Genomic DNA, 18,251 nt, shown 5'->3' with positions numbered 1-18,251 from the left:
TGATTGCCGCCGGTGTGCGAGCGCGCGTACAACGCGGTCGTCTTCACCCGTAGAATGACGGGTGCCCCCAGCCCGCCCGAACAGGGAGCAAACGGTGAATGACTCTCACGAGCCCGAGAACGAGCCCCGCGAGGAGTGTGGCGTCTTCGGCGTCTGGGCTCCCGACGAGGACGTCGCCAAGCTCACCTACTACGGCCTGTACGCCCTGCAGCACCGTGGCCAGGAGGCGGCGGGCATAGCCGTCTCCGACGGCTCCCAGATCCTGGTCTTCAAGGATCTCGGCCTGGTCAGCCAGGTCTTCGACGAGCAGACCCTGGGCGCGATGCCGGGGCACATCGCCGTCGGCCACTGTCGCTACTCCACCACCGGTGGCGTCACCTGGGAGAACGCGCAGCCGATCTTCCGCACCACCGCCGTCGGCTCCGGCCTCGCGCTCGGCCACAACGGCAACCTGGTCAACACCGCCGAATTGGCCGGTCGCGCACGCGAACTGGGCCTCATCGGCGCCGGCGTGATCGACGGCCGCCCGCAGATGACCGGCGCCACTTCCGATTCCGACATCGTCACCGCGCTGCTGGCCCACGCCGCCGCGGACTCGAGCATCGAGCAGGCCGCGATGGAGCTGCTGCCGCAACTGCGCGGCGCGTTCTGCCTGACCTTCATGGACGAGCACACCCTGTACGCGGCGCGCGACCCGCACGGCGTGCGCCCGCTGGTGCTCGGCAGGCTCGAGCGCGGCTGGGTGGTCGCCTCGGAGACCGCGGCGCTCGACATCGTCGGCGCGGCGTTCGTCCGCGAGATCGAACCGGGCGAGCTGCTCGCGATCGACTCCGACGGCGTGCGCTCGATGCGCTTCGCCAACCCCGAGCCCAAGGGCTGCGTCTTCGAGTACGTGTACCTGGCTCGCCCCGACACCACGATCGCCGGGCGCTCGGTGCACTCCACCCGCGTGGAGATCGGCCGCAAGCTGGCCAAGGAGAACCCAGTCGACGCCGACCTCGTGATCCCGGTCCCGGAATCGGGCACCCCGGCCGCCGTCGGCTACGCGCAGGGCTCCGGCATTCCCTATGGCCAGGGCCTGATGAAGAACGCCTATGTGGGCCGCACCTTCATCCAGCCGAGCCAGACCATCCGCCAGCTCGGCATCCGGCTCAAGCTCAACCCGTTGCGCGAGGTGATCCGCGGCAAGCGGCTCATCGTCGTCGACGACTCCATCGTGCGCGGCAACACCCAGCGCGCGCTGATCCGCATGCTGCGGGAGGCGGGCGCGCTGGAGATCCACGTGCGGATCGCCTCGCCGCCGGTGAAGTGGCCCTGCTTCTACGGCATCGACTTCGCCTCGCGCGCGGAGCTGATCGCCAACGGCACCGGCGCCGACGACAGCTACGCCGACATGGTCGACAACGTGCGCCGCTCGATCGGCGCCGACAGCCTCGGCTACATCTCCACCGAGGGCATGATCGCGGCCACCGAGCAGCCCGCCTCGCGGCTGTGCACGGCCTGCTTCACCGGCGAGTACCCCATCCCACTGCCGGAGGAAGCCGCCATCGGCAAGAACGTGCTCGAGGGCATGCTGTCGGGCAAGCCGGAGTCGCGGCTGCTGGCGGAGAACGTCAACGCCGACGCGTTGAGCAGGCCGTAGCGTCACTCGTTCGACGGAGGGGTCGGTCAGGATAAGCCTGGCCGGCCCCTTGTGTGTTGTGTACGCAAGAAATTCCGGTGCACGAATATTTCGTAAGATTAGTTCATAACATGACGGCAATTTTTCGCTCGATTTGAAACTGGGCGGTAATGGTTCGCCTGTACGGTCCCCCGTTATATCGCTAGCTCACCGCGTCGTCACCGCACCCGAGATCCGGGTGTGGCGGCGACGCAGGCGTTCGAGAATGGGACCTGATGTTGAACAGTGCAATGGGCGGACGCAAGAATCGCGCGAAACAAGTTGCCGCAGTGGGAATCGCCGCCGTGGTCGCCGCCGCGCTGGCCGGGTGCGGCTCCGGCCGGACCGACCAGGCGGGCTCCGGAGCGGGCCTGGTCGTCGGCACCACCGACAAGATCTTCGCGCTCGACCCGGCCGCGGCCTACGACAACGGCTCGCTGCTGGTGGAGACCCAGATCTATTCGTACCTGCTGAATTTCGCGCCCGGCGACACCACGCCGAAGCCCGACGCGGCGGAGAAGTGCGAGTTCACCAGCCCGACCGTCTACACGTGCAAGATCAAATCCGGGCTGAAATTCGCCAGCGGTAATCCGTTGACCGCCAAGAGCGTGAAGTTCTCGTTCGACCGCATGGTGAAGATCAACGATCCGCACGGTCCCGCCTCGCTGCTGGGCAATCTCGACAAGACCGACGTGGTCGACGATCTCACCGTCGCGTTCACGCTCAAGGTCGCCAACGATCAGACCTTTCCGACCGTGCTGCCCACCCAGGCGGGCCCCATCGTCGACGAGCAGGTCTTCCCGGCCGACAAGGTCGCCACCGACGAGGAAGTGTTGCAGGGCAAGGGCTATTCCGGCCCGTACACGATCACCAGCTACGACAAGAACAAGCTGGTGGAGTACAAGGCGAACCCGGACTACCAGGGCCTGCTCGGCAAGCCGGCGACCGAGACGGTCTCGACCAAGTACTACGCCACCTCCGACAACCTGAAGCTGGACCTGCAGAACGGCGCCATCGACGTCGGCTACCGCTCGTTCACGCCCACCGACATCGACGCCCTGCGCAAGGACAGCAATGTCAAGGTGACCGACGGTCCCGGCGGCGAGCTGCGCTACATGGTCTTCAACATGAACACCATGCCGGGCAACACCCCTGAGCAGAAGCTGGCCGTGCGCAAGGCCATGGCGTCCTCGATCGACCGCGAGGCGCTGGCGACCAACGTGTACAAGGGCACCTACCAGCCCGCGTTCGGCTATGTGCCGCAGGGCATGCCGGGCGCCGCGACGCCGCTGCAGGACATCTACGGCGCCAAGCCCGACAAGGACAAGGCCGCCAAGTTCCTCGCCGACGCGGGCATGGCCGTGCCGGTGACGCTGAACCTGCAGTACAACCCGGATCACTACGGTCCGAGTTCGTCGGAGGAGTACGCCGCGATCAAGTCGCAGCTCGAGGCCTCCGGCCTGTTCAAGGTGAACCTGCAGTCCACCGAGTGGGTGACCTACCAGCGCGAACGCGCCTCCGACACCTACCCGCTGTACCAGTTCGGCTGGTTCCCGGACTTCCCGGACGCCGACAACTACCTCTCGCCGTTCTTCGGCCCGAACAACTTCCTGCAGTCGCACTTCGAGAACCCCGGCATCAACGCCCAGCTGACCGCCGAGGCAACCGAGCCGGACAAGACCAAGCGGCTCGAACTGATCAAGCAGCTGCAGACCGATCTGGCGCAGAACCATCTGCCGACCCTGCCGCTGCTCTCGGGTAAGCAGGTCGCGGTCTCCAAGCCCGGCGTCACCGGGCTCGACCAGACCCTCGACGGCTCCTTCAAGTTCCGGTTCACGGTGCTGGGCAAGTGAGTCAGGACACCGCCGCGCCCGGATCGCCGGTCCGGGCGCGGCGCACGGGGACGGGAAAGAGCAAGGGCGGCGGGCAGTCCCGCCAGGTGGCCCTGCTGAAGTATCTGGCGGTGCGGCTGGCGCTGATCGTGCCGACCGCCTGGCTGCTGGTGACGGTGGTGTTCTTCCTCATGCGCGTGATCGGTGACCCGATCAGCGCGGCCCTGGGTGGTCGGCTCACCCAGGACCAGATCGAGGAACGCAAGGAGGCGGCCGGCTTCAACCGGCCCATCCTGACCCAGTACTGGGAGTACATCTCGGGCCTGGCCCGGCTGGATTTCGGTCGCTCGCAGGACAATCGGGCGATCAGCGAGGTGGTGGTCACCTACGGCGCGGCGACGGTGGAGCTGGTGTTCTGGGCGCTGATCGTCGCCTTCGCGGTGGGTGTGCCGCTGGGCCGCTACGCCGCGACCCATCGCGACACCCCCGCCGACGCGGCGCTGCGCCTCGGCGCCATCGTGGCCTACGCGGCGCCGGTGTTCTTCGTCGGCATGCTGCTCAAGCTCGTGTTCTCGGTGGGCCTCGGCTGGTTCCCGGTCGGCGGCAGGGCGAGCACGAATGTCGAACTGGCCCTGCAGCATGTGTCGCCGAAGACCAACATCCTGGTCATCGACGCCATCCTCTACGGCGACCCCTCGTACCTGCTCGACGTGCTGAAACACGCGGTGCTGCCCGCGGTGGCGCTCGGCCTGCTCACGGCCGGTGTGTTCCTGCGGCTGGTGCGGGTGAATCTGATCCAGACCATGCGCAGCGATTTCGTCGAGGCGGCCAAGGCGCGTGGGCTCACGCCGCGCGTGGTGGTCGGCAGGCACGCGGTGCGCAACGCGCTGATCCCGATCATCACGGTGATGGGCATGTGCATCGCGATGATGCTCGGCGGCGCGGTACTCACCGAGACCACCTTCGAGTGGAAGGGCCTGGGCTATCAGCTCGCCGAGTACCTCAAGGCGCGTGACTTCGTCGCCGTGCAGGGCATCGTGGCCTGTATCGCGCTGGTCGTCGCGCTGATGAGTTTCGTCGTCGACGCCATCGTCGCGATGATCGACCCGAGGGTGAGGTTCTGATGAGCGCACCGGTGGCCACCAGCAAGTGGCGCATCCCCGGCGCCGAACTGATGGCGAGAACCGCTGGGCTGCAACGGGTCACGCTGATCACCGGCCTGGTGCTGGTGGCGGTGTTCGTGCTGGTGGCGGTCTTCGCGCCGCTGCTTGCGCCCTACGACCTGGCGCAGAACTCCGCCGACGGGGTGGCGTTCGTGCCGCAGCAGGGGCCATCCGCCGAGCACTGGTTCGGCACCTCGGTCCGCGCGGAGGACGTGTTCTCGCGCGTGCTCTACGGCGCGCGAACGGCGTTGAGCGTCATCGTGATCGCGGTCTCGCTGTCGCTGCTGATCGGCGTTCCGCTCGGTCTGGTGTCCGGGTACGTCGGGCGCTGGGTCGACCGGGTGCTGACCCTGGTGATGGACGCGATCTACGCCTTCCCGACGCTGCTGCTGGCGATCGTCGTCTCGATCGTGGTGGCCGGCGGCACGTCGAGCAGCCTGGGCGGCGTGCTCTCGGCCGCGATCGCGATCACGGCGGTGTATGTGCCGCAGTACTTCCGGGTGGTCCGCAACGCCACGGTCGCGGTGAAGAACGAGCCGTATGTCGACGCCGCCCGGGTGACCGGCGCGTCGACCTCGCGAATCATGTTCCGCCACATCCTGTCCAACGTCACCAGCTCGCTGCCGGTGATCCTCACCATCAACGCCGCCGAGGCCATCCTCACCCTGGCCGCCCTCGGCTTCCTCGGCTTCGGCATCGAACCGACCCAGGCGGCCGAGTGGGGCTACGACCTCAACAAGGCGCTCAACGACGTCTCCAACGGCATCTGGTGGACCTCCATCTTCCCCGGCACCGCGATCGTGCTGGTGGTGCTCGGGATGACGCTGGTCGGCGAGAGCCTGGACGAGACGCTGAATCCGATGCTGCGCACCCGGCGTTCGGTGACCACGGCCACCGAGAACCCGGCCGCCGCCGTCGACGACAAGGAACTGACCGAATGACTACAACTGTCGAACCGGCGGCCGCGCTGTCGGTCTCGGGTCTGTCGGTCACCTTCGCGACCGACGCGGGCCCGGTGCACGCCGTGCGCGGGGTGTCCTACGAGGTGTTCCCCGGCGAGGTACTCGCCATCGTCGGCGAGTCCGGGTCGGGCAAGTCGGTGAGCTCGCGCACCGCCATCGGGCTGCTGCCGCAGTCGGCGCAGGTGAGCGGGCTGGTGACGGTGGGGGACCGGGCCGTCACGCAGATGAGCGAGAAGCAGCTCACCGCGTTGCGCGGCGGCGCGGTGTCGATGGTGTTCCAGGAACCGGCGCGTGCGCTGGATCCGCTGTTCACCGTCGGCTTCCAGATCGCCGAGGCGCTGCGCGCGCACAGCGAGATGAGCAAGAAGGACGCCAGGGTCAAGGCGATCGAGCTGCTGCGCTCGGTGGGCCTGCCCGATCCGGAGCACCGGGTGGACTACTACCCGCACCAGCTCTCCGGCGGGCAGAAGCAGCGCGTGATGATCGCGATCGCCATCGCCTGCGAACCGAAGGTCATCATCGCCGACGAGCCGACCACCGCGCTGGATGTCACCGTGCAGGCCGAGATCCTGGAACTGCTGCGCGATCTGCGCGACCGGCTCGGCAGCGCCATCGTGCTGATCACCCACAACATGGGCGTCGTCGCCGACCTCGCCGACCGCGTGGTGGTGATGCGCGAGGGCGTGGTGGTGGAGCAGGCGCCGGTGGACGAGCTGTTCGCCAGCCCGCAGGCCGAGTACACCAGGGCGCTGCTCGACGCCGTCCCGCACCTCGGCGCGGCCACCGTCGAGCGGCCCGCCATCGATCCCGGCGCGGAGCCGGTGCTCGAGGTCAGCGATCTGGTGGTGCAGTTCCCCGGGCCGTTCGGGCGCCCGGCGTTCCGCGCCGTCGACGAGGTGAGCCTGACGATCCGGCCGGGGGAGACCCTCGGGCTCGTCGGCGAGTCCGGGTCGGGAAAGTCGACCATCGGACGCTGTGTCGCGGCGCTGCAGCGGCCCACGTCCGGGCACGTGCGCATCCGCGGCCAGGACATCGCCACGCTGTCCCAGCGCAAGCTGCGCCCCATCCGGCGGCGGTTCGGGTTCGTCTTCCAGGACCCGGCCGGCTCGCTCAACCCGCGGCTGACCGTCGGCGAGTGCGTGGCCGAACCGATGGTCGTGCACCGCACCGGTGACCGGGCGGCCATTCGCGCCAGGGTGCGCAAGCTGCTCGACGACGTGCAGTTGCCCGCGGGCGCCGAGAATCGCTATCCGCATGAGCTCTCCGGCGGGCAGCGGCAGCGGGCCAGCCTGGCCAGGGCGCTGGTGCTCGACCCCGACCTGCTGGTGGCCGACGAGCCGACCAGCGCGCTCGATGTCTCGGTGCAGGCGGCGGTGCTGGAGCTGTTCGCGCAGCTGCAGCGCGAGTGCGGCTGGGCGTGCCTGTTCATCAGCCACGACCTGGCCGTCGTCGACCAGCTGGCCGACCGGATCATGGTGCTGCGCGAGGGGGCCTGCGTCGAGGAGGGCGACAACGAACAGATCCTGCGCGCTCCCCGGCACGAGTACACCCGCCGTCTGGTGGCCGCGGTCCCCGTCCCCGACCCGGTGCGCCAGCGAGCGCGGCGGGCCGAGATCGCGGCCACATTCGCCACGGAGCTGGAAGAATGACTTAGGAGCCGCACGACAGCTGAACCGGCGGATCACTTAGAGTTACTAGGCATCTATCCGCCGATTCGGTTTGGAGCTTTCCCCCACAATGACTGAACAGACCCCCAGCGGCGCCGGCGCTTCCTACGCCGCCGCCGGCGTGGACATCGAAGCCGGTGACCGCGCCGTCGAATTGTTCGGACCATTGGCGAAGAAGGCCAGCCGACCCGAGGTGCAGGGTGGGCTCGGCGGCTTCGCCGGCCTCTTCGCGCTCAAGGGCGGATACCGTGAGCCCCTGCTCGCGGCCTCCACCGACGGCGTCGGCACCAAGATCGCCGTCGCCCAGGCGCTGGACAAGCACGACACCGTCGGCCTCGACCTGGTCGCCATGGTCGTCGACGATCTGGTGGTCTGTGGTGCCGAGCCACTGTTCCTGCAGGACTACATCGCCATCGGCAAGGTCGTCCCGGAGAAGGTCGCCGAGCTGGTCTCCGGCATCGCCGAGGGCTGCATCAAGGCCGGCTGCGCGCTGCTCGGCGGCGAGACCGCCGAGCACCCCGGCCTGATGGACCCGGACGACTACGACCTGTCGGCCACCGGCGTCGGCGTGGTCGAGGCCGATTCGGTGCTCGGCCCCGACCGGGTGCGCCCCGGTGACGTCGTCATCGCGATGGGCTCCTCGGGTCTGCACTCCAACGGCTACAGCCTGGCCCGCAAGGTCCTGCTCGACATCGACCGCATGTCGCTCACCGGCCACGTCGAGGAGTTCGGCCGCACCCTCGGTGAGGAACTGCTCGAGCCGACCCGCATCTACGCCAAGGACTGCCTGGCGCTGATCGCCGAGACCGATGTGCGTACCTTCTCACACGTCACCGGCGGCGGCCTGGCCGCCAACCTGGCGCGCGTGCTGCCCGCCGGCTTGGTGGCCGAGCTGGACCGCGGCACCTGGAACCCGGCCCCGGTGTTCAAGATGATCGCCCAGCGCGGTCGTGTCGAGCGGGTCGAGATGGAGAAGACGTTCAACATGGGCGTCGGCATGGTCGCGATCGTCGCGCCCGAGGACGCCGACCGCGCGCTGGCGGTGCTCACCGCCCGCCACATCGATTGCTGGACCCTGGGTCAGGTCAAGAAGGCCGCCGACGCCGACGCGCCCCGCGCGGTGCTGTTGGGGGATCATCCAAGGTTCTGACGAATCCTTTGCACCATTCGGGCCGGGTCGCGGGTATCGCGACCCGGCCCGTGTGTGTTTTGCTGGGTTTGCCCCGTGAACGGAACGGTTATCCCAGCTAGTGGGGGTTTGTGCCCGTCGGCTCGGGGTGGTCGGGGCCTCGAGGCGGCGAACACGACGAGCGTCCTGTGGTGTGCACAGGACGCTCGTCGTCTATTCGGATGTTCGCCGTACTCCTGCGAGCCTGGCGCCGACAACCGGACAACGGCTGAAGGGGGAGGCCACTCGGGCCTCCCCCTTCACCGGCGTACGGTCAGCGGCGCCAGCTGTCGTAGTCGTCGTCCTCGTTCCAACGGGATGACGACTCGTCTGCGTCGTGCTCGTCGGAAATCACGCCGCCACTCCTGTGAGAGTGCGGAGTGCTATCCGACAGCTCGCGCTGAAGGCTCGCGAAGTCGGTCGGCGCGGAGCTGTACTTGAGCTCACGTGCGACTTTGGTCTGCTTTGCCTTAGCCCGGCCACGGCCCATGGCTGACCCCCTCGCGTCACTGCGGGGCGGCCTGGGGTTTGTTGGCGGCCCCGTTCGAATTAATACTCTTCCTGACAGACACTTTAGCGTGTGTCAGGCGGTCGCGCTCCCAGGAGTATGGGAACAGCTGTCGAACAGGTGCCGTTTGCCCCTTCTTCGCCGAGACCACCCGGTCTCAGAGCACCCCCGGAATCGCGCGGATCACACCGACTCTGGCGTCGCCGCCCAGGACCGCGGGGGCCGCGAGCTCGGTGTGCGCGTCGGTCCACTCCACCCCGAGCCTGCGCAGAATCGCCAGCGTCAGCGGCATCCTGGCACGGTCGTGACCGTCATCGATCTTGTACGCGAAGGCCCTGCCGTCGGGGAGCGCGCCCGCGTGCACACCGTCGGCGCCGATCTTGCAGAACAGGCCGGGCGTGGCCGCCATCGCCAGCAGGTCCGGGCCGTTGGTGCCCGAAATCACTCGCGGATTCGCCCGCACGGCATCGGCGATCCGGCGCGACGCGGTGCCGGTCTCGGCCGTGGTGAAACCGGCGAAGGCGCGCGCGAGATTGATCAGCGAGACGGGCACGATCGGCAGGCCGCAGCCGTCGATGCCCAGGTCGGTCTCCGGTTCGCCGGTGACGTCGGCGACGGTGGCCAGCACGGCCTGCTGCAGGGGATGCTCCACGTCGAGATATCCGGTGCGCGGCCAGTCGTTGATCGCGCAGGTCGCCAGCATCGCCGCGTGTTTGCCCGAGCAGTTCATGTAGAGCGGGCTCGGACCGGCGCCGGTGAGCGCGGCGGCGCGGGCCCGGTCCTCGAAGGGCAGGTCGGGCGGGCAGGCCAGGTCGGCGGGGGTGTGACCGAAACGGTCGAGCAGGCGGCGGACCAGGGCCACATGGTCGGGTTCGCCGAAGTGTGAGGCGGTGGTGATGGCGAGTTCGTCGTCGTCGACGGGCTCGAAGCCGTTGCGCAGCAGGGTCAGCGCCTGCATCGGCTTGTTGGTCGAGCGCGGGAAGATGGGGCCGTGCACCTCACCGAGCTCGAGTTCGGGTGCGCCGTCGGCGTCCAGTAGGACGACCGAACCGCGGTGCACGCACTCACGGAAACCGGACCGCACGACCTCGACGAGTTCGACGCTCATGCTGTGTCCTCGCGGCATGATCGGGCGCCCTGCGTGGTTACGCAAGCTTCCGCCTCCGGGCGCTGACCTCTCATGCCTGCACCTCGCTCGCGCTGGTTTGTTTCCTGGTGTGCCGGTCGATCTGCATCCGGATGTCGTCGGAGATGCTCGGCTCCTCCGCGCGCAGCCGTTCCAGCAGCGCCGGGTCGGCGCCGGTGAACACGTCGCGCACGGTGATGCCGTGCGCGGGCACCCGCACCACGCGCACCTCGTCGCCCGCGCCGATCGTGCCTTCGGTGAGCACCCGGAAGTAGGTGCCGGTATCGGACCGCAGGGCGAAGCGCTTGACCCACTGCTTCTCGCCGGACCACTGCTGGAAGGTGGCGCACGGGACGCGGGGCGCGCTCACCTCGAGCAGGGTGTCGCCGATGGCCAGGTGCGCGCCGAGCACGGCGTCACTGAGCGGCAGCCCGCTCACCCGCAGGTTCTCGCCGAACCAGCCAGCGGGCAGTTCGCGGTCGAGTTCGGCAGCCCAGCGGTGGGCGTCCTCGGCGGCGTAGGCGTACACGGCCTGGTGCACGCCACCGTGGTGGACGGTGTTGCACACGTGGTCGCCGTCGAGGCCGAGGGCGCCGACCGCCACGCGGCCGTCGACGGGCCGCTTGTCGATCGCGCTGCGGCCGACGCGGCCACGCACCTCGATGTCGGCGTGCACGACGCACACGGCCTCGACCAGGCCGGTGTCACCGGCGCGCAGGACGGGGCGGGTCATCGACCGCGCAGCCGGTCGACGGCGGCGCGGCCCGCCTGCACGACATCGTCGGCGGGAACCGAGTCGGGGTCGATGGCGGCGGCCATGGAGCCGACCACCAGTTCGGTGCCCGCCGGCACCGAACGTTTGACCAGGGCCAGCGCGATCGGGCCGAGTTCGTAGTGGTCGACGACCGTGCCGAGCCTGCCGATGGTGCGCCCGCCCGCGGTGACGTCGTCGCCGGTGGCGGGGCGCTCGTCGGCCGAGCCGTCCAGGTGCAGCAGCACCAGATTGCGCGGCGGCTTGCCGAGGTTGTGGACCCGGGCGACCGTCTCCTGTCCGCGGTAGCAGCCCTTGTTCAGATGGACGGCGCCGTGCTCGTCGACGCCGCCGATCCAGCGGGCCTCGTGCGGGATGGTGCGCTCGTCGGTGTCGACGCCGATGCGGGGGCGCAGGGCGGCCACGCGCAGCGCCTCGAAGGCCCACATGCCCGCGGGCTGGGCGCCCGCCGCGGTGAGCCTGGTCCACCAGTCGGTGAGTTCGGCGCGCGGGATGATCAGGTCGAAGGAGTCGGCGCTCGGCCACGGCATGCGCCGCAGGAACCCGCCCGGCACCGCGACCGCCTCGTACATCCCGGGCAGCGCCGCGATGCCGAGTGCGTCGAGCAGCGTGTCGACCTGGGGGCCGAGCAGGCTCAGCACGGCGTGATCGGGCGCGTCCTCGGGCTTGGCGTCGGCCCAGAACACCATCTTCTGCAGGAAGGCGAGCAGTTCGGCGGCGCGTTCGGCCTCGGTGTCGAGCCAGACGGTGCCGCCCAGCTCGGTGAGCACGAAGTGGTGCAGCACGCGGCCGTTGAGATCGAGGTCGAGATTCTCGGCGCTGTGCCCGTCGGGCAGCGTGGCGATGTGCTGACTGGTGATGGTGTGCAGCCAGCTCAGCCGCTCGGCGCCGGTGATCTTGGCGACGCCGCGATGGGAGCGGTCGACGATCGCGACGCGCTGCGCGGCGGCCTTCTGCTCACCGAACGGATCGCCGTAATGCCACGCGACTGCGGCGTCCGGCGAGCCTGGTGCGCCCGCGACGGCACCCGGAGTGTGGAGAACAGGACTGGGGGCGACGACCACCGACACAACAACCACTGTAGGCGCGTCCACCGACACGCGCCGCAGCCGGGCGTCTTATTGGGAGCAGCCGTAGGCATAACGGACCGATAACGCCTACGCTCGTCACATGGGAGAACGGGTTCTTGTGACACTCGACGGCGCGGTCGCAGATGCGGACGCGCCGTCGCTTTATGCCGACGACATCGGCGCCTTGCGTGGCGATGGCGTCTTCGAAACGATTTTGGTGCGCGGCGGCACGGCCACCGCGCTGGAATTCCACCTGGCCAGGCTGCGCCGCTCGGCCCAGGCCCTCGACCTGCCGGAGCCCGGCCTGTCGAAGTGGCGCGCGGCGGTCGAGGTGGCCTGCAAGGAATGGGGCGCCGACGAAGAGGGCATGCTGCGGCTGATCTACACCCGCGGCCGTGACTCCGAGTACGACGCGCCCGCCGGCCTCACCTCGAACGAGCCGAAGCCCACCGCGTATGTGCTCGTCTCCCCGGTCCCCGCTCGGGTCGCCACGGCCCGCGCCGAGGGCGTGAAGGTGATGTCGCTGGCCCGCGGCATCTCGGTCGACCTGGCACAGGCGGCGCCGTGGCAGCTGCTCGGCGCGAAGACGCTGTCCTACGCCACCAACATGGCCGCGCTGCGTTTCGCCCGCCGGATGGGCGCCGAGGACGTGATCTTCCACAGCACCGAACACCGGGTGCTCGAGGGTCCGCGGTCGACGGTGGTGATCGCTCGGGACAAGCAGCTCATCACCCCGCCCCCCAAGAGCGGCGTGCTTCCCGGCGTCACCCAGCGTTCGCTGTTCGCGGTCGCGGAGAAGCAGGGCTGGGAGTGCAAGTACCAGTCGCTGTTCACCGCCGACCTGTTCGACTGCGACAGCATCTGGCTGCTGTCGAGCATCACGCTCGCGGCGCGGGTGAACCAGCTCGACGGTGTGCGCATGTCGGCGCCCGACAACGCCGACGAGATCAGGGAAATGGTCGACCTGGGGATCGAGAAGCCGGGCACCATCGGGGACTGGTAGCCGGATGCGGGGCACGGGTGGGGTGCCCCCGCGGCGCCGGTCACGGCGCGTATATCCAATCGTGCGGCAATCTTTCAGCGTGTCGTGGTGGTTGTCACGCTCGGGGGACGCGATATCCGGCGTACGATCTACTACGACATGTCGTAGTAGTGGCTGGAGGTCGGATGGACACGCTGGACGTCTCCCGGTGGCAGTTCGGTATCACTACCGTCTATCACTTCATCTTCGTTCCGCTCACCATCGGTCTGGCACCGCTGATCGCCATGATGCAGACCGCCTGGGTGGTCACCGGTAAGGACCATTGGTACCGGCTCACCAAGTTCTTCGGCAAGCTGTTCCTGATCAACTTCGCCCTCGGCGTCGCCACCGGCATCGTCCAGGAATTCCAGTTCGGCATGAACTGGAGCGAATACTCCCGCTTCATCGGCGACATCTTCGGCGCGCCACTGGCTTTGGAAGCGCTCATCGCCTTCTTCATGGAGTCGACGTTCATCGGCCTGTGGATCTTCGGCTGGACGCGGCTACCGAAACTCGTGCACCTGGCGACCATCTGGATCGTCGCGTTCGGCGTCAACGCCTCGGCCTACTTCATCGTCGCCGCGAACTCGTTCATGCAGCATCCGGTCGGCGCGCGCTACAACCCCGAGACCGGCCGCGCCGAACTGGAGAGCATCTGGGCGCTGCTCACCAACAACACGACCCTGGCCGCGTTCCCGCACGTCATCGCGGGCGCCTTCCTCACCGCGGGCACCTTCGTCGCCGGTATCGCGGGCTGGTGGATGGTGCGCAACGCGCGCAGCGGCGACCCGGCGAAGCTCGAGGAGGCGCGCACCATGTGGCGCCCCGTCGGGCGCGCGTCGCTGGTGGTGGTGGCGCTGGCCGGCGTCGCGGTGATCTTCACCGGTGACATCCAGGGCAAGCTGATGTTCGAGCAGCAGCCGATGAAGATGGCCTCGGCGGAATCGCTGTGCCACACCCAGACCGACCCCGACTTCTCCGTCCTCACCGTCGGCACGCACAACAACTGCGACAGCGTCACCCACGTGATCGAGGTGCCCTACGTGCTGCCGTATCTCGCCGAGGGCAAGTTCACCGGAGTCACCCTCGACGGCGTCGTCGACCTGCAGCAGACCTACAACGTGAAGTACGGGCCCGGCGACTACCGGCCCAACCTGTTCGTCACCTACTGGTCCTTCCGCGCCATGATCGGCCTGGCCGCGGGCTCGGTGGCGCTGTTGCTGGTGGGCTTCTGGGTGACCCGCGGCGGCCGCGTGCCCGATCAGCGCTGGTTCTCCTGGCTGAGCCTGCTCGCCATCCCCACCCCGTTCCTGGCCAACAGCGCGGGCTGGGTGTTCACCGAGATGGGGCGTCAGCCGTGGGCGGTGGTGCCCAACCCGACCGGTGACCCGAACATCAGGATGACCGTGCAGCAGGCGGTCTCCGATCACGCGCCCACCACGGTGTGGATCTCGCTCATCGTGTTCACGCTGCTCTACGGCGCGCTGGCGGTGGTCTGGTTCTACCTGATCCGGCGCTACACCGTGGCGGGCCCGGACGAACCCGCGCCGACCCCGCCCGACGACGGCCCCGACGGTCCGGACACCGGCAGGCACCGCAAGCCGGAAGAGCCTGCCGTCGAACACCTTTCCTTCGCTTACTAGGAGCCCGGCGATGAATCTGCAGGAATTCTGGTTCGTCCTGATCGGTGTGTTGTTCACCGGCTATTTCGTGCTGGAGGGCTTCGACTTCGGTGTCGGCATGCTGATGCCGATCCTCGGCAAGGGGTCCGATACGCGCAGGCGGGTGGTCCTCAACACCATCGGGCCGGTGTGGGACGGCAACGAGGTCTGGCTGATCACCGCGGGCGGCGCCATGTTCGCCGCCTTCCCCGAGTGGTACGCCAGCATGTTCTCCGGGTTCTACCTGGCACTGTTGCTGCTGCTGGTGGCGCTGATCCTGCGGATCTGCGCGATCGAGTACCGGGCCAAGATCAACGATCCGAAGTGGCGGTCCTGGTGCGACATCGGGATCGGGATCGGGTCCTGGGTCCCGGCGCTGGCCTGGGGCTGGGTCTTCGCGAACCTCGTGCGCGGGCTGCCGCTGAACGAGGAACGCCAGATCGTCGGCTCGGTCGGGGACTTCTTCAGCGCCTACGCGCTGCTGGGCGGGCTGGCCACCGGCATCCTGTTCGCGCTGCACGGCGCGGTGTTCCTGGTGCTCAAGACCGGCGGCGAGGTCCGCGACGACGCCCAGCGCATCGCCCGGCTGCTGCTGGTGCCCACCGCGGTCGTCGTCGGGGCGTTCGGCCTGTGGACCCAGCTCGCCTACGGCGCGGGCTGGACCTGGGCCGTGCTGGTGACCGCCGTGCTCGGGCTCGTGCTCGCCGGCGCCGCCAACGTGGCCGGTCGGGACGGCTGGGCCTTCGTCGGCACCACCGTCACCATCTTCTCCGCGACGGTGCTGATCGTCGGCTCGATGTTCCCGAACGTGCTGCCCTCGACCATCAGCCCGATGTTCGACCTCACCATCGACAACGCGTCGTCCTCGCCCTACACGCTGAAGGTGATGAGCTGGGCCGCCCTGCTGGCCACCCCAGTGGTGCTGGTGTACCAGGGCTGGACGTACTGGGTGTTCCGCAAGCGGCTGACCGTCGAGCAGATCCCGCCGTCGACCGGGCTGCTGCTGAGCAAGGACTGAGCCGGTGGGATCGGCGGACTCGCCCCGCGAGGGTGTGCACGGGGCGAAGCCGTCGCCGGGCGAAGGGGATTCGGACGGGCGCAGAGGCGCGGAGTCGCCGGGCGGATCGGAGGCGGCTCGGGGCGCTCGGGCGGCGTCGCTGGGTGACCCGGGGGTGGCTCGGGCGGCGTCGCTGGGTGACCCGGGGGTGGTTCGGGGTGCTCGGGCGGCGTCGCTGGGTGGCCCGGGGGTGGCCGAACCCGGTGGCGCGGAGTCGCTGGGTAGACAGGGCGCACCCCTGGGCGCTGGGGCTGAGTCGTCGGGCGGATCGGGGCAGGCCGTCGGTTGCGGGGTGAGTTCGTCGTCGGTGGGCGGTGGGGCGGAGCCGCGGGGTGATTCGGTTTTGGTCGCTGGTGCGGGCGTTGGCTCGTCGCCGGGTCGATCGGGATCGGGCGTGGCGGAGGTCGCGCCCGGGCGGAAGATGCGGCGTGGGCCAGTGGATCCGCGGCTGTTGCGTTATGCCCGGGCGGCGCGGCCGCATCTGGTGGTGGCGGTGCTGCTGGCGCTGGTGATCACGGCGAGCATCGTGGTGATGGCCGTGGTGCTCGGTCGTGTGCTCGCCGGTGTGATCACCGATCCCGGTCTGCGCGAGTTCTCCTCGTGGACCACGGAATTGATCGTGCTGGCGGGTGCGGTGGCGGTGCGCGGGGCGGCCGGCTGGTGGCAGGCGCGGCTGGCGCACCGGGCGGGCGCGACCGTGGTCGCCGAACTCGAATCGGCGGTGCTGCGGGCGGGCGCGGAACTCCCGCCCCGGGAACTGGACGCGCGACGCACCGAGCTCGCCGTGGTGATCGGCGACGGGCTGAGCGGGCTGCGCGGCTGGTTCACCGGCTACCTGCCCGCACTGCTGCTTGCCTGCCTGGTGCCGCCGATCGTGTTGGTGGTCATCGCCTTCCACGATCCGACCTCGGCGCTCATCGCCGTGATCACCGTGCCGCTGATCCCGCTGTTCATGGTGCTCATCGGCCTGCTCACGCAGGGCCGCGCCGAAGCCACCCTCGCCGCGACCACCCGTCTGTCCGATCAGCTCCTCGACCTGTTCGCCGGGATGCCGACCCTGCGCGCCCTCGGCCGCGAAGGACCGACCGGCCCGACGATGGTGGATCAGGTTCGTGCCCTGGGCGATTCGCTGCGTCAGCGCACCATGCGCGCGCTGCGCATCGCCTTCCTCTCCTCGATGGTCCTGGAATCGCTGGCGACCCTGAGCGTCGCGCTGATCGCCGTCGCCATCGGCCTGCGGCTGGTCTACGGCGAGATGACGTTGTACGCGGGACTCGTCGCGCTGATCCTCGCCCCGGAGGTCTACTGGCCGCTGCGGCAGGTGGGGGAGAAGTTCCACGCCGCGCAGGACGGAATGGCAGCCGCGGACAAGGCTTTCGCCGTCTTGGAGGCCGGAACGCCAGTTGTCCGCCCTGTGGTCCGTGGTCCGAGCGAGGATGCGGCGGATTCGCCGGTATACGCGAGCGATGGCGGCGCTGGGGAGGCCCCTGGCTCGGCTCCTCACCAAGCACTCCGCGCCTCACCAAGTGAACGATCCGGGGCCGCGTCGGAAGACTCTGCTGGACAGGGCATCGCGACGAACAACACTCATGGCGTGCCAGGGCGCGCTGGGGCAGCGCACGGGGGTGTGGCCGGGCGCGGGTGGTCGGCGCACGGGGGTGGCACTGTGGGCTCGCGAATCCTCGTGCGGGGGTTGACCGTCGCGGCCCGGTCGGGGAATGCGCCCGATACGTTGACCGCGGAGTTCGCGCCGGGGATGGTCACGGTGCTGACGGGGCCCAACGGGTGCGGGAAATCGACGACGCTCCAGGCGGTTCTCGGGTTGATCGAGCCGGATGCCGGTGCCGTGCTCGTCGACGGCGTCGATGTCCGCGAGCTCGATTCCGCCGGCTGGTGGGGCCGCGTCGCCTGGCTGCCGCAGCGGCCGGTCCTGGTGCCCGGCACCCTGCGCGAGAACGTCGAAATGCTCGGCGCGCACACCGACGCTGACCTCCTCGACGAGGTCAGCGCGACAACAGGTTTCGAGTCCGTGCTCGCCGCGCTGCCCGACCGCTGGGACACCCGCGTCGGCCAGGGCGGCGTCGGCCTGTCCCTCGGTGAACGCCAGCGCCTGGCCCTCACCCGTGTCCTCGCCGCCCGCCGCCCGATCCTGCTCCTCGACGAACCCACCGCCCACCTCGACTCCGCCACCGAACAACACGTCCTTCGCACCCTGCGCACCCTCGCCGCCGACGGCGCGACCGTCGTGATCGTCGGCCACCGCCCCACCGTGCTGGCGGCCGCCGACGTGGTCGTCCAGGTCGCCGGAACGACTGTTCATCCAGACGATTCACCGTCCTCGGATGTCGATGGCGGCGCACCCGATGCCGATTCAGCAGCGATGCCCGCACCGGGGGCGACGGGCGCGACGTCGGCACGACGGGAAGAACCGCACGCTGCAAACCGGGGTGGACTCGACCCAGTCGGTACGGACGGAACTCGGGCGACCGACGGTGCGGGACTCGGTGCGAACCGAGGGGCCGGGGACCGATCGGAGGAGGGGGTACGGGCGTGGTGAGCGCAGTGCGAACGGTTGGTCGCGATC

At 69.2% G+C, this 18,251-nt stretch carries 14 protein-coding genes; 10 read left to right on the top strand and 4 right to left on the bottom strand.

The window, feature by feature from the left end; translation table 11 throughout:
• Positions 1–94 precede the first annotated feature (94 nt).
• The 6 genes from purF (at position 95) to purM (ending at position 8,434) form a co-directional block, all read left to right on the top strand.
• Positions 95–1,642, top strand: a complete 1,548-nt coding sequence (purF, locus tag DFR69_RS11295) for an amidophosphoribosyltransferase (RefSeq protein ID WP_244198199.1) — start codon at positions 95–97, stop codon at positions 1,640–1,642.
• A 269-nt stretch (positions 1,643–1,911) separates the two neighbouring features.
• Complete coding sequence (locus DFR69_RS11290) at positions 1,912–3,513, top strand: ABC transporter substrate-binding protein (RefSeq protein WP_373866995.1); 1,602 nt, start codon at positions 1,912–1,914, stop codon at positions 3,511–3,513.
• Positions 3,514–3,605: 92 nt separating this feature from the next.
• Positions 3,606–4,616, top strand: a complete 1,011-nt coding sequence (locus DFR69_RS11285) for an ABC transporter permease (protein WP_373866994.1) — start codon at positions 3,606–3,608, stop codon at positions 4,614–4,616.
• Positions 4,616–5,596 carry an ABC transporter permease gene (locus DFR69_RS11280; protein ID WP_110037395.1) on the top strand — a complete coding sequence of 327 codons (981 nt, stop codon included), beginning with the start codon at positions 4,616–4,618 and terminating at the stop codon, positions 5,594–5,596. The genes DFR69_RS11285 and DFR69_RS11280 overlap by 1 nt, the downstream gene beginning before the upstream one ends.
• A complete protein-coding gene (locus tag DFR69_RS11275; RefSeq protein ID WP_110037394.1) occupies positions 5,593–7,266 on the top strand; it encodes an ABC transporter ATP-binding protein in 1,674 nt (557 codons plus the stop codon). Before DFR69_RS11280 ends, DFR69_RS11275 begins: the two co-directional genes overlap by 4 nt.
• Positions 7,267–7,354: 88 nt before the next feature.
• Entirely contained in the window at positions 7,355–8,434 is a 1,080-nt protein-coding gene (gene purM, locus DFR69_RS11270) for a phosphoribosylformylglycinamidine cyclo-ligase (RefSeq protein ID WP_110037393.1), read from the top strand.
• 292 nt (positions 8,435–8,726) lie between these two features.
• Here purM and DFR69_RS11265 read toward each other — a convergent pair whose 3' ends face one another.
• From DFR69_RS11265 to ygfZ, 4 genes are all read right to left on the bottom strand, one after another.
• A complete protein-coding gene (locus DFR69_RS11265) occupies positions 8,727–8,942 on the bottom strand; it encodes a DUF3073 domain-containing protein (RefSeq protein ID WP_110037392.1) in 216 nt (71 codons plus the stop codon).
• Between the two features lie 175 nt (positions 8,943–9,117).
• The gene (locus tag DFR69_RS11260) at positions 9,118–10,068 is read right to left on the bottom strand and encodes an asparaginase (protein WP_110037391.1); all 951 of its coding nucleotides are present in this window, start codon (positions 10,066–10,068) and stop codon (positions 9,118–9,120) included.
• 70 nt (positions 10,069–10,138) lie between these two features.
• Positions 10,139–10,819 (bottom strand): MOSC domain-containing protein, encoded by a 681-nt coding sequence (locus DFR69_RS11255; protein ID WP_110037390.1) that lies wholly within the window; start codon positions 10,817–10,819, stop codon positions 10,139–10,141.
• Positions 10,816–11,928, bottom strand: a complete 1,113-nt coding sequence (gene ygfZ / locus DFR69_RS11250; protein WP_186817317.1) for a CAF17-like 4Fe-4S cluster assembly/insertion protein YgfZ — start codon at positions 11,926–11,928, stop codon at positions 10,816–10,818. Before ygfZ ends, DFR69_RS11255 begins: the two co-directional genes overlap by 4 nt.
• A gap of 100 nt (positions 11,929–12,028) precedes the next feature.
• Between ygfZ and DFR69_RS11245 the strand changes: the two genes are divergently transcribed.
• From DFR69_RS11245 to cydD, 4 genes are all read left to right on the top strand, one after another.
• Complete coding sequence (locus DFR69_RS11245) at positions 12,029–12,931, top strand: aminodeoxychorismate lyase (RefSeq protein ID WP_110037388.1); 903 nt, start codon at positions 12,029–12,031, stop codon at positions 12,929–12,931.
• 164 nt (positions 12,932–13,095) lie between these two features.
• Complete coding sequence (locus DFR69_RS11240) at positions 13,096–14,592, top strand: cytochrome ubiquinol oxidase subunit I (protein WP_110037387.1); 1,497 nt, start codon at positions 13,096–13,098, stop codon at positions 14,590–14,592.
• Positions 14,593–14,602: 10 nt separating this feature from the next.
• A complete protein-coding gene (gene cydB, locus DFR69_RS11235; RefSeq protein WP_110037386.1) occupies positions 14,603–15,628 on the top strand; it encodes a cytochrome d ubiquinol oxidase subunit II in 1,026 nt (341 codons plus the stop codon).
• Positions 15,629–16,088: 460 nt separating this feature from the next.
• A complete protein-coding gene (gene cydD, locus DFR69_RS11230) occupies positions 16,089–18,224 on the top strand; it encodes a thiol reductant ABC exporter subunit CydD (RefSeq protein ID WP_110037583.1) in 2,136 nt (711 codons plus the stop codon).
• The last annotated feature ends 27 nt before the right edge of the window (positions 18,225–18,251 follow it).

Origin of the sequence: Nocardia neocaledoniensis (assembly GCF_003182135.1) — a bacterium.
Classification (GTDB): Bacteria; Actinomycetota; Actinomycetes; order Mycobacteriales; family Mycobacteriaceae; genus Nocardia; species Nocardia neocaledoniensis.
This window is presented reverse-complemented; position numbering and strand designations above follow the sequence as displayed.

Bases quoted from the DNA above. Each gene is read 5' to 3' on its own strand.
- DFR69_RS11260 (WP_110037391.1), bottom strand. From the start codon at position 10,068: ATGAGCGTCGAACTCGTCGAGGTCGTGCGGTCCGGTTTCCGTGAGTGC.
- DFR69_RS11240 (WP_110037387.1), top strand. From the start codon at position 13,096: ATGGACACGCTGGACGTCTCCCGGTGGCAGTTCGGTATCACTACCGTC.
- DFR69_RS11255 (WP_110037390.1), bottom strand. From the start codon at position 10,819: ATGACCCGCCCCGTCCTGCGCGCCGGTGACACCGGCCTGGTCGAGGCC.
- DFR69_RS11290 (WP_373866995.1), top strand. From the start codon at position 1,912: ATGGGCGGACGCAAGAATCGCGCGAAACAAGTTGCCGCAGTGGGAATC.
- DFR69_RS11245 (WP_110037388.1), top strand. From the start codon at position 12,029: ATGGGAGAACGGGTTCTTGTGACACTCGACGGCGCGGTCGCAGATGCG.
- cydD (WP_110037583.1), top strand. From the start codon at position 16,089: ATGCGGCGTGGGCCAGTGGATCCGCGGCTGTTGCGTTATGCCCGGGCG.
- DFR69_RS11265 (WP_110037392.1), bottom strand. From the start codon at position 8,942: ATGGGCCGTGGCCGGGCTAAGGCAAAGCAGACCAAAGTCGCACGTGAG.
- purM (WP_110037393.1), top strand. From the start codon at position 7,355: ATGACTGAACAGACCCCCAGCGGCGCCGGCGCTTCCTACGCCGCCGCC.
- DFR69_RS11275 (WP_110037394.1), top strand. From the start codon at position 5,593: ATGACTACAACTGTCGAACCGGCGGCCGCGCTGTCGGTCTCGGGTCTG.
- DFR69_RS11280 (WP_110037395.1), top strand. From the start codon at position 4,616: ATGAGCGCACCGGTGGCCACCAGCAAGTGGCGCATCCCCGGCGCCGAA.
- cydB (WP_110037386.1), top strand. From the start codon at position 14,603: ATGAATCTGCAGGAATTCTGGTTCGTCCTGATCGGTGTGTTGTTCACC.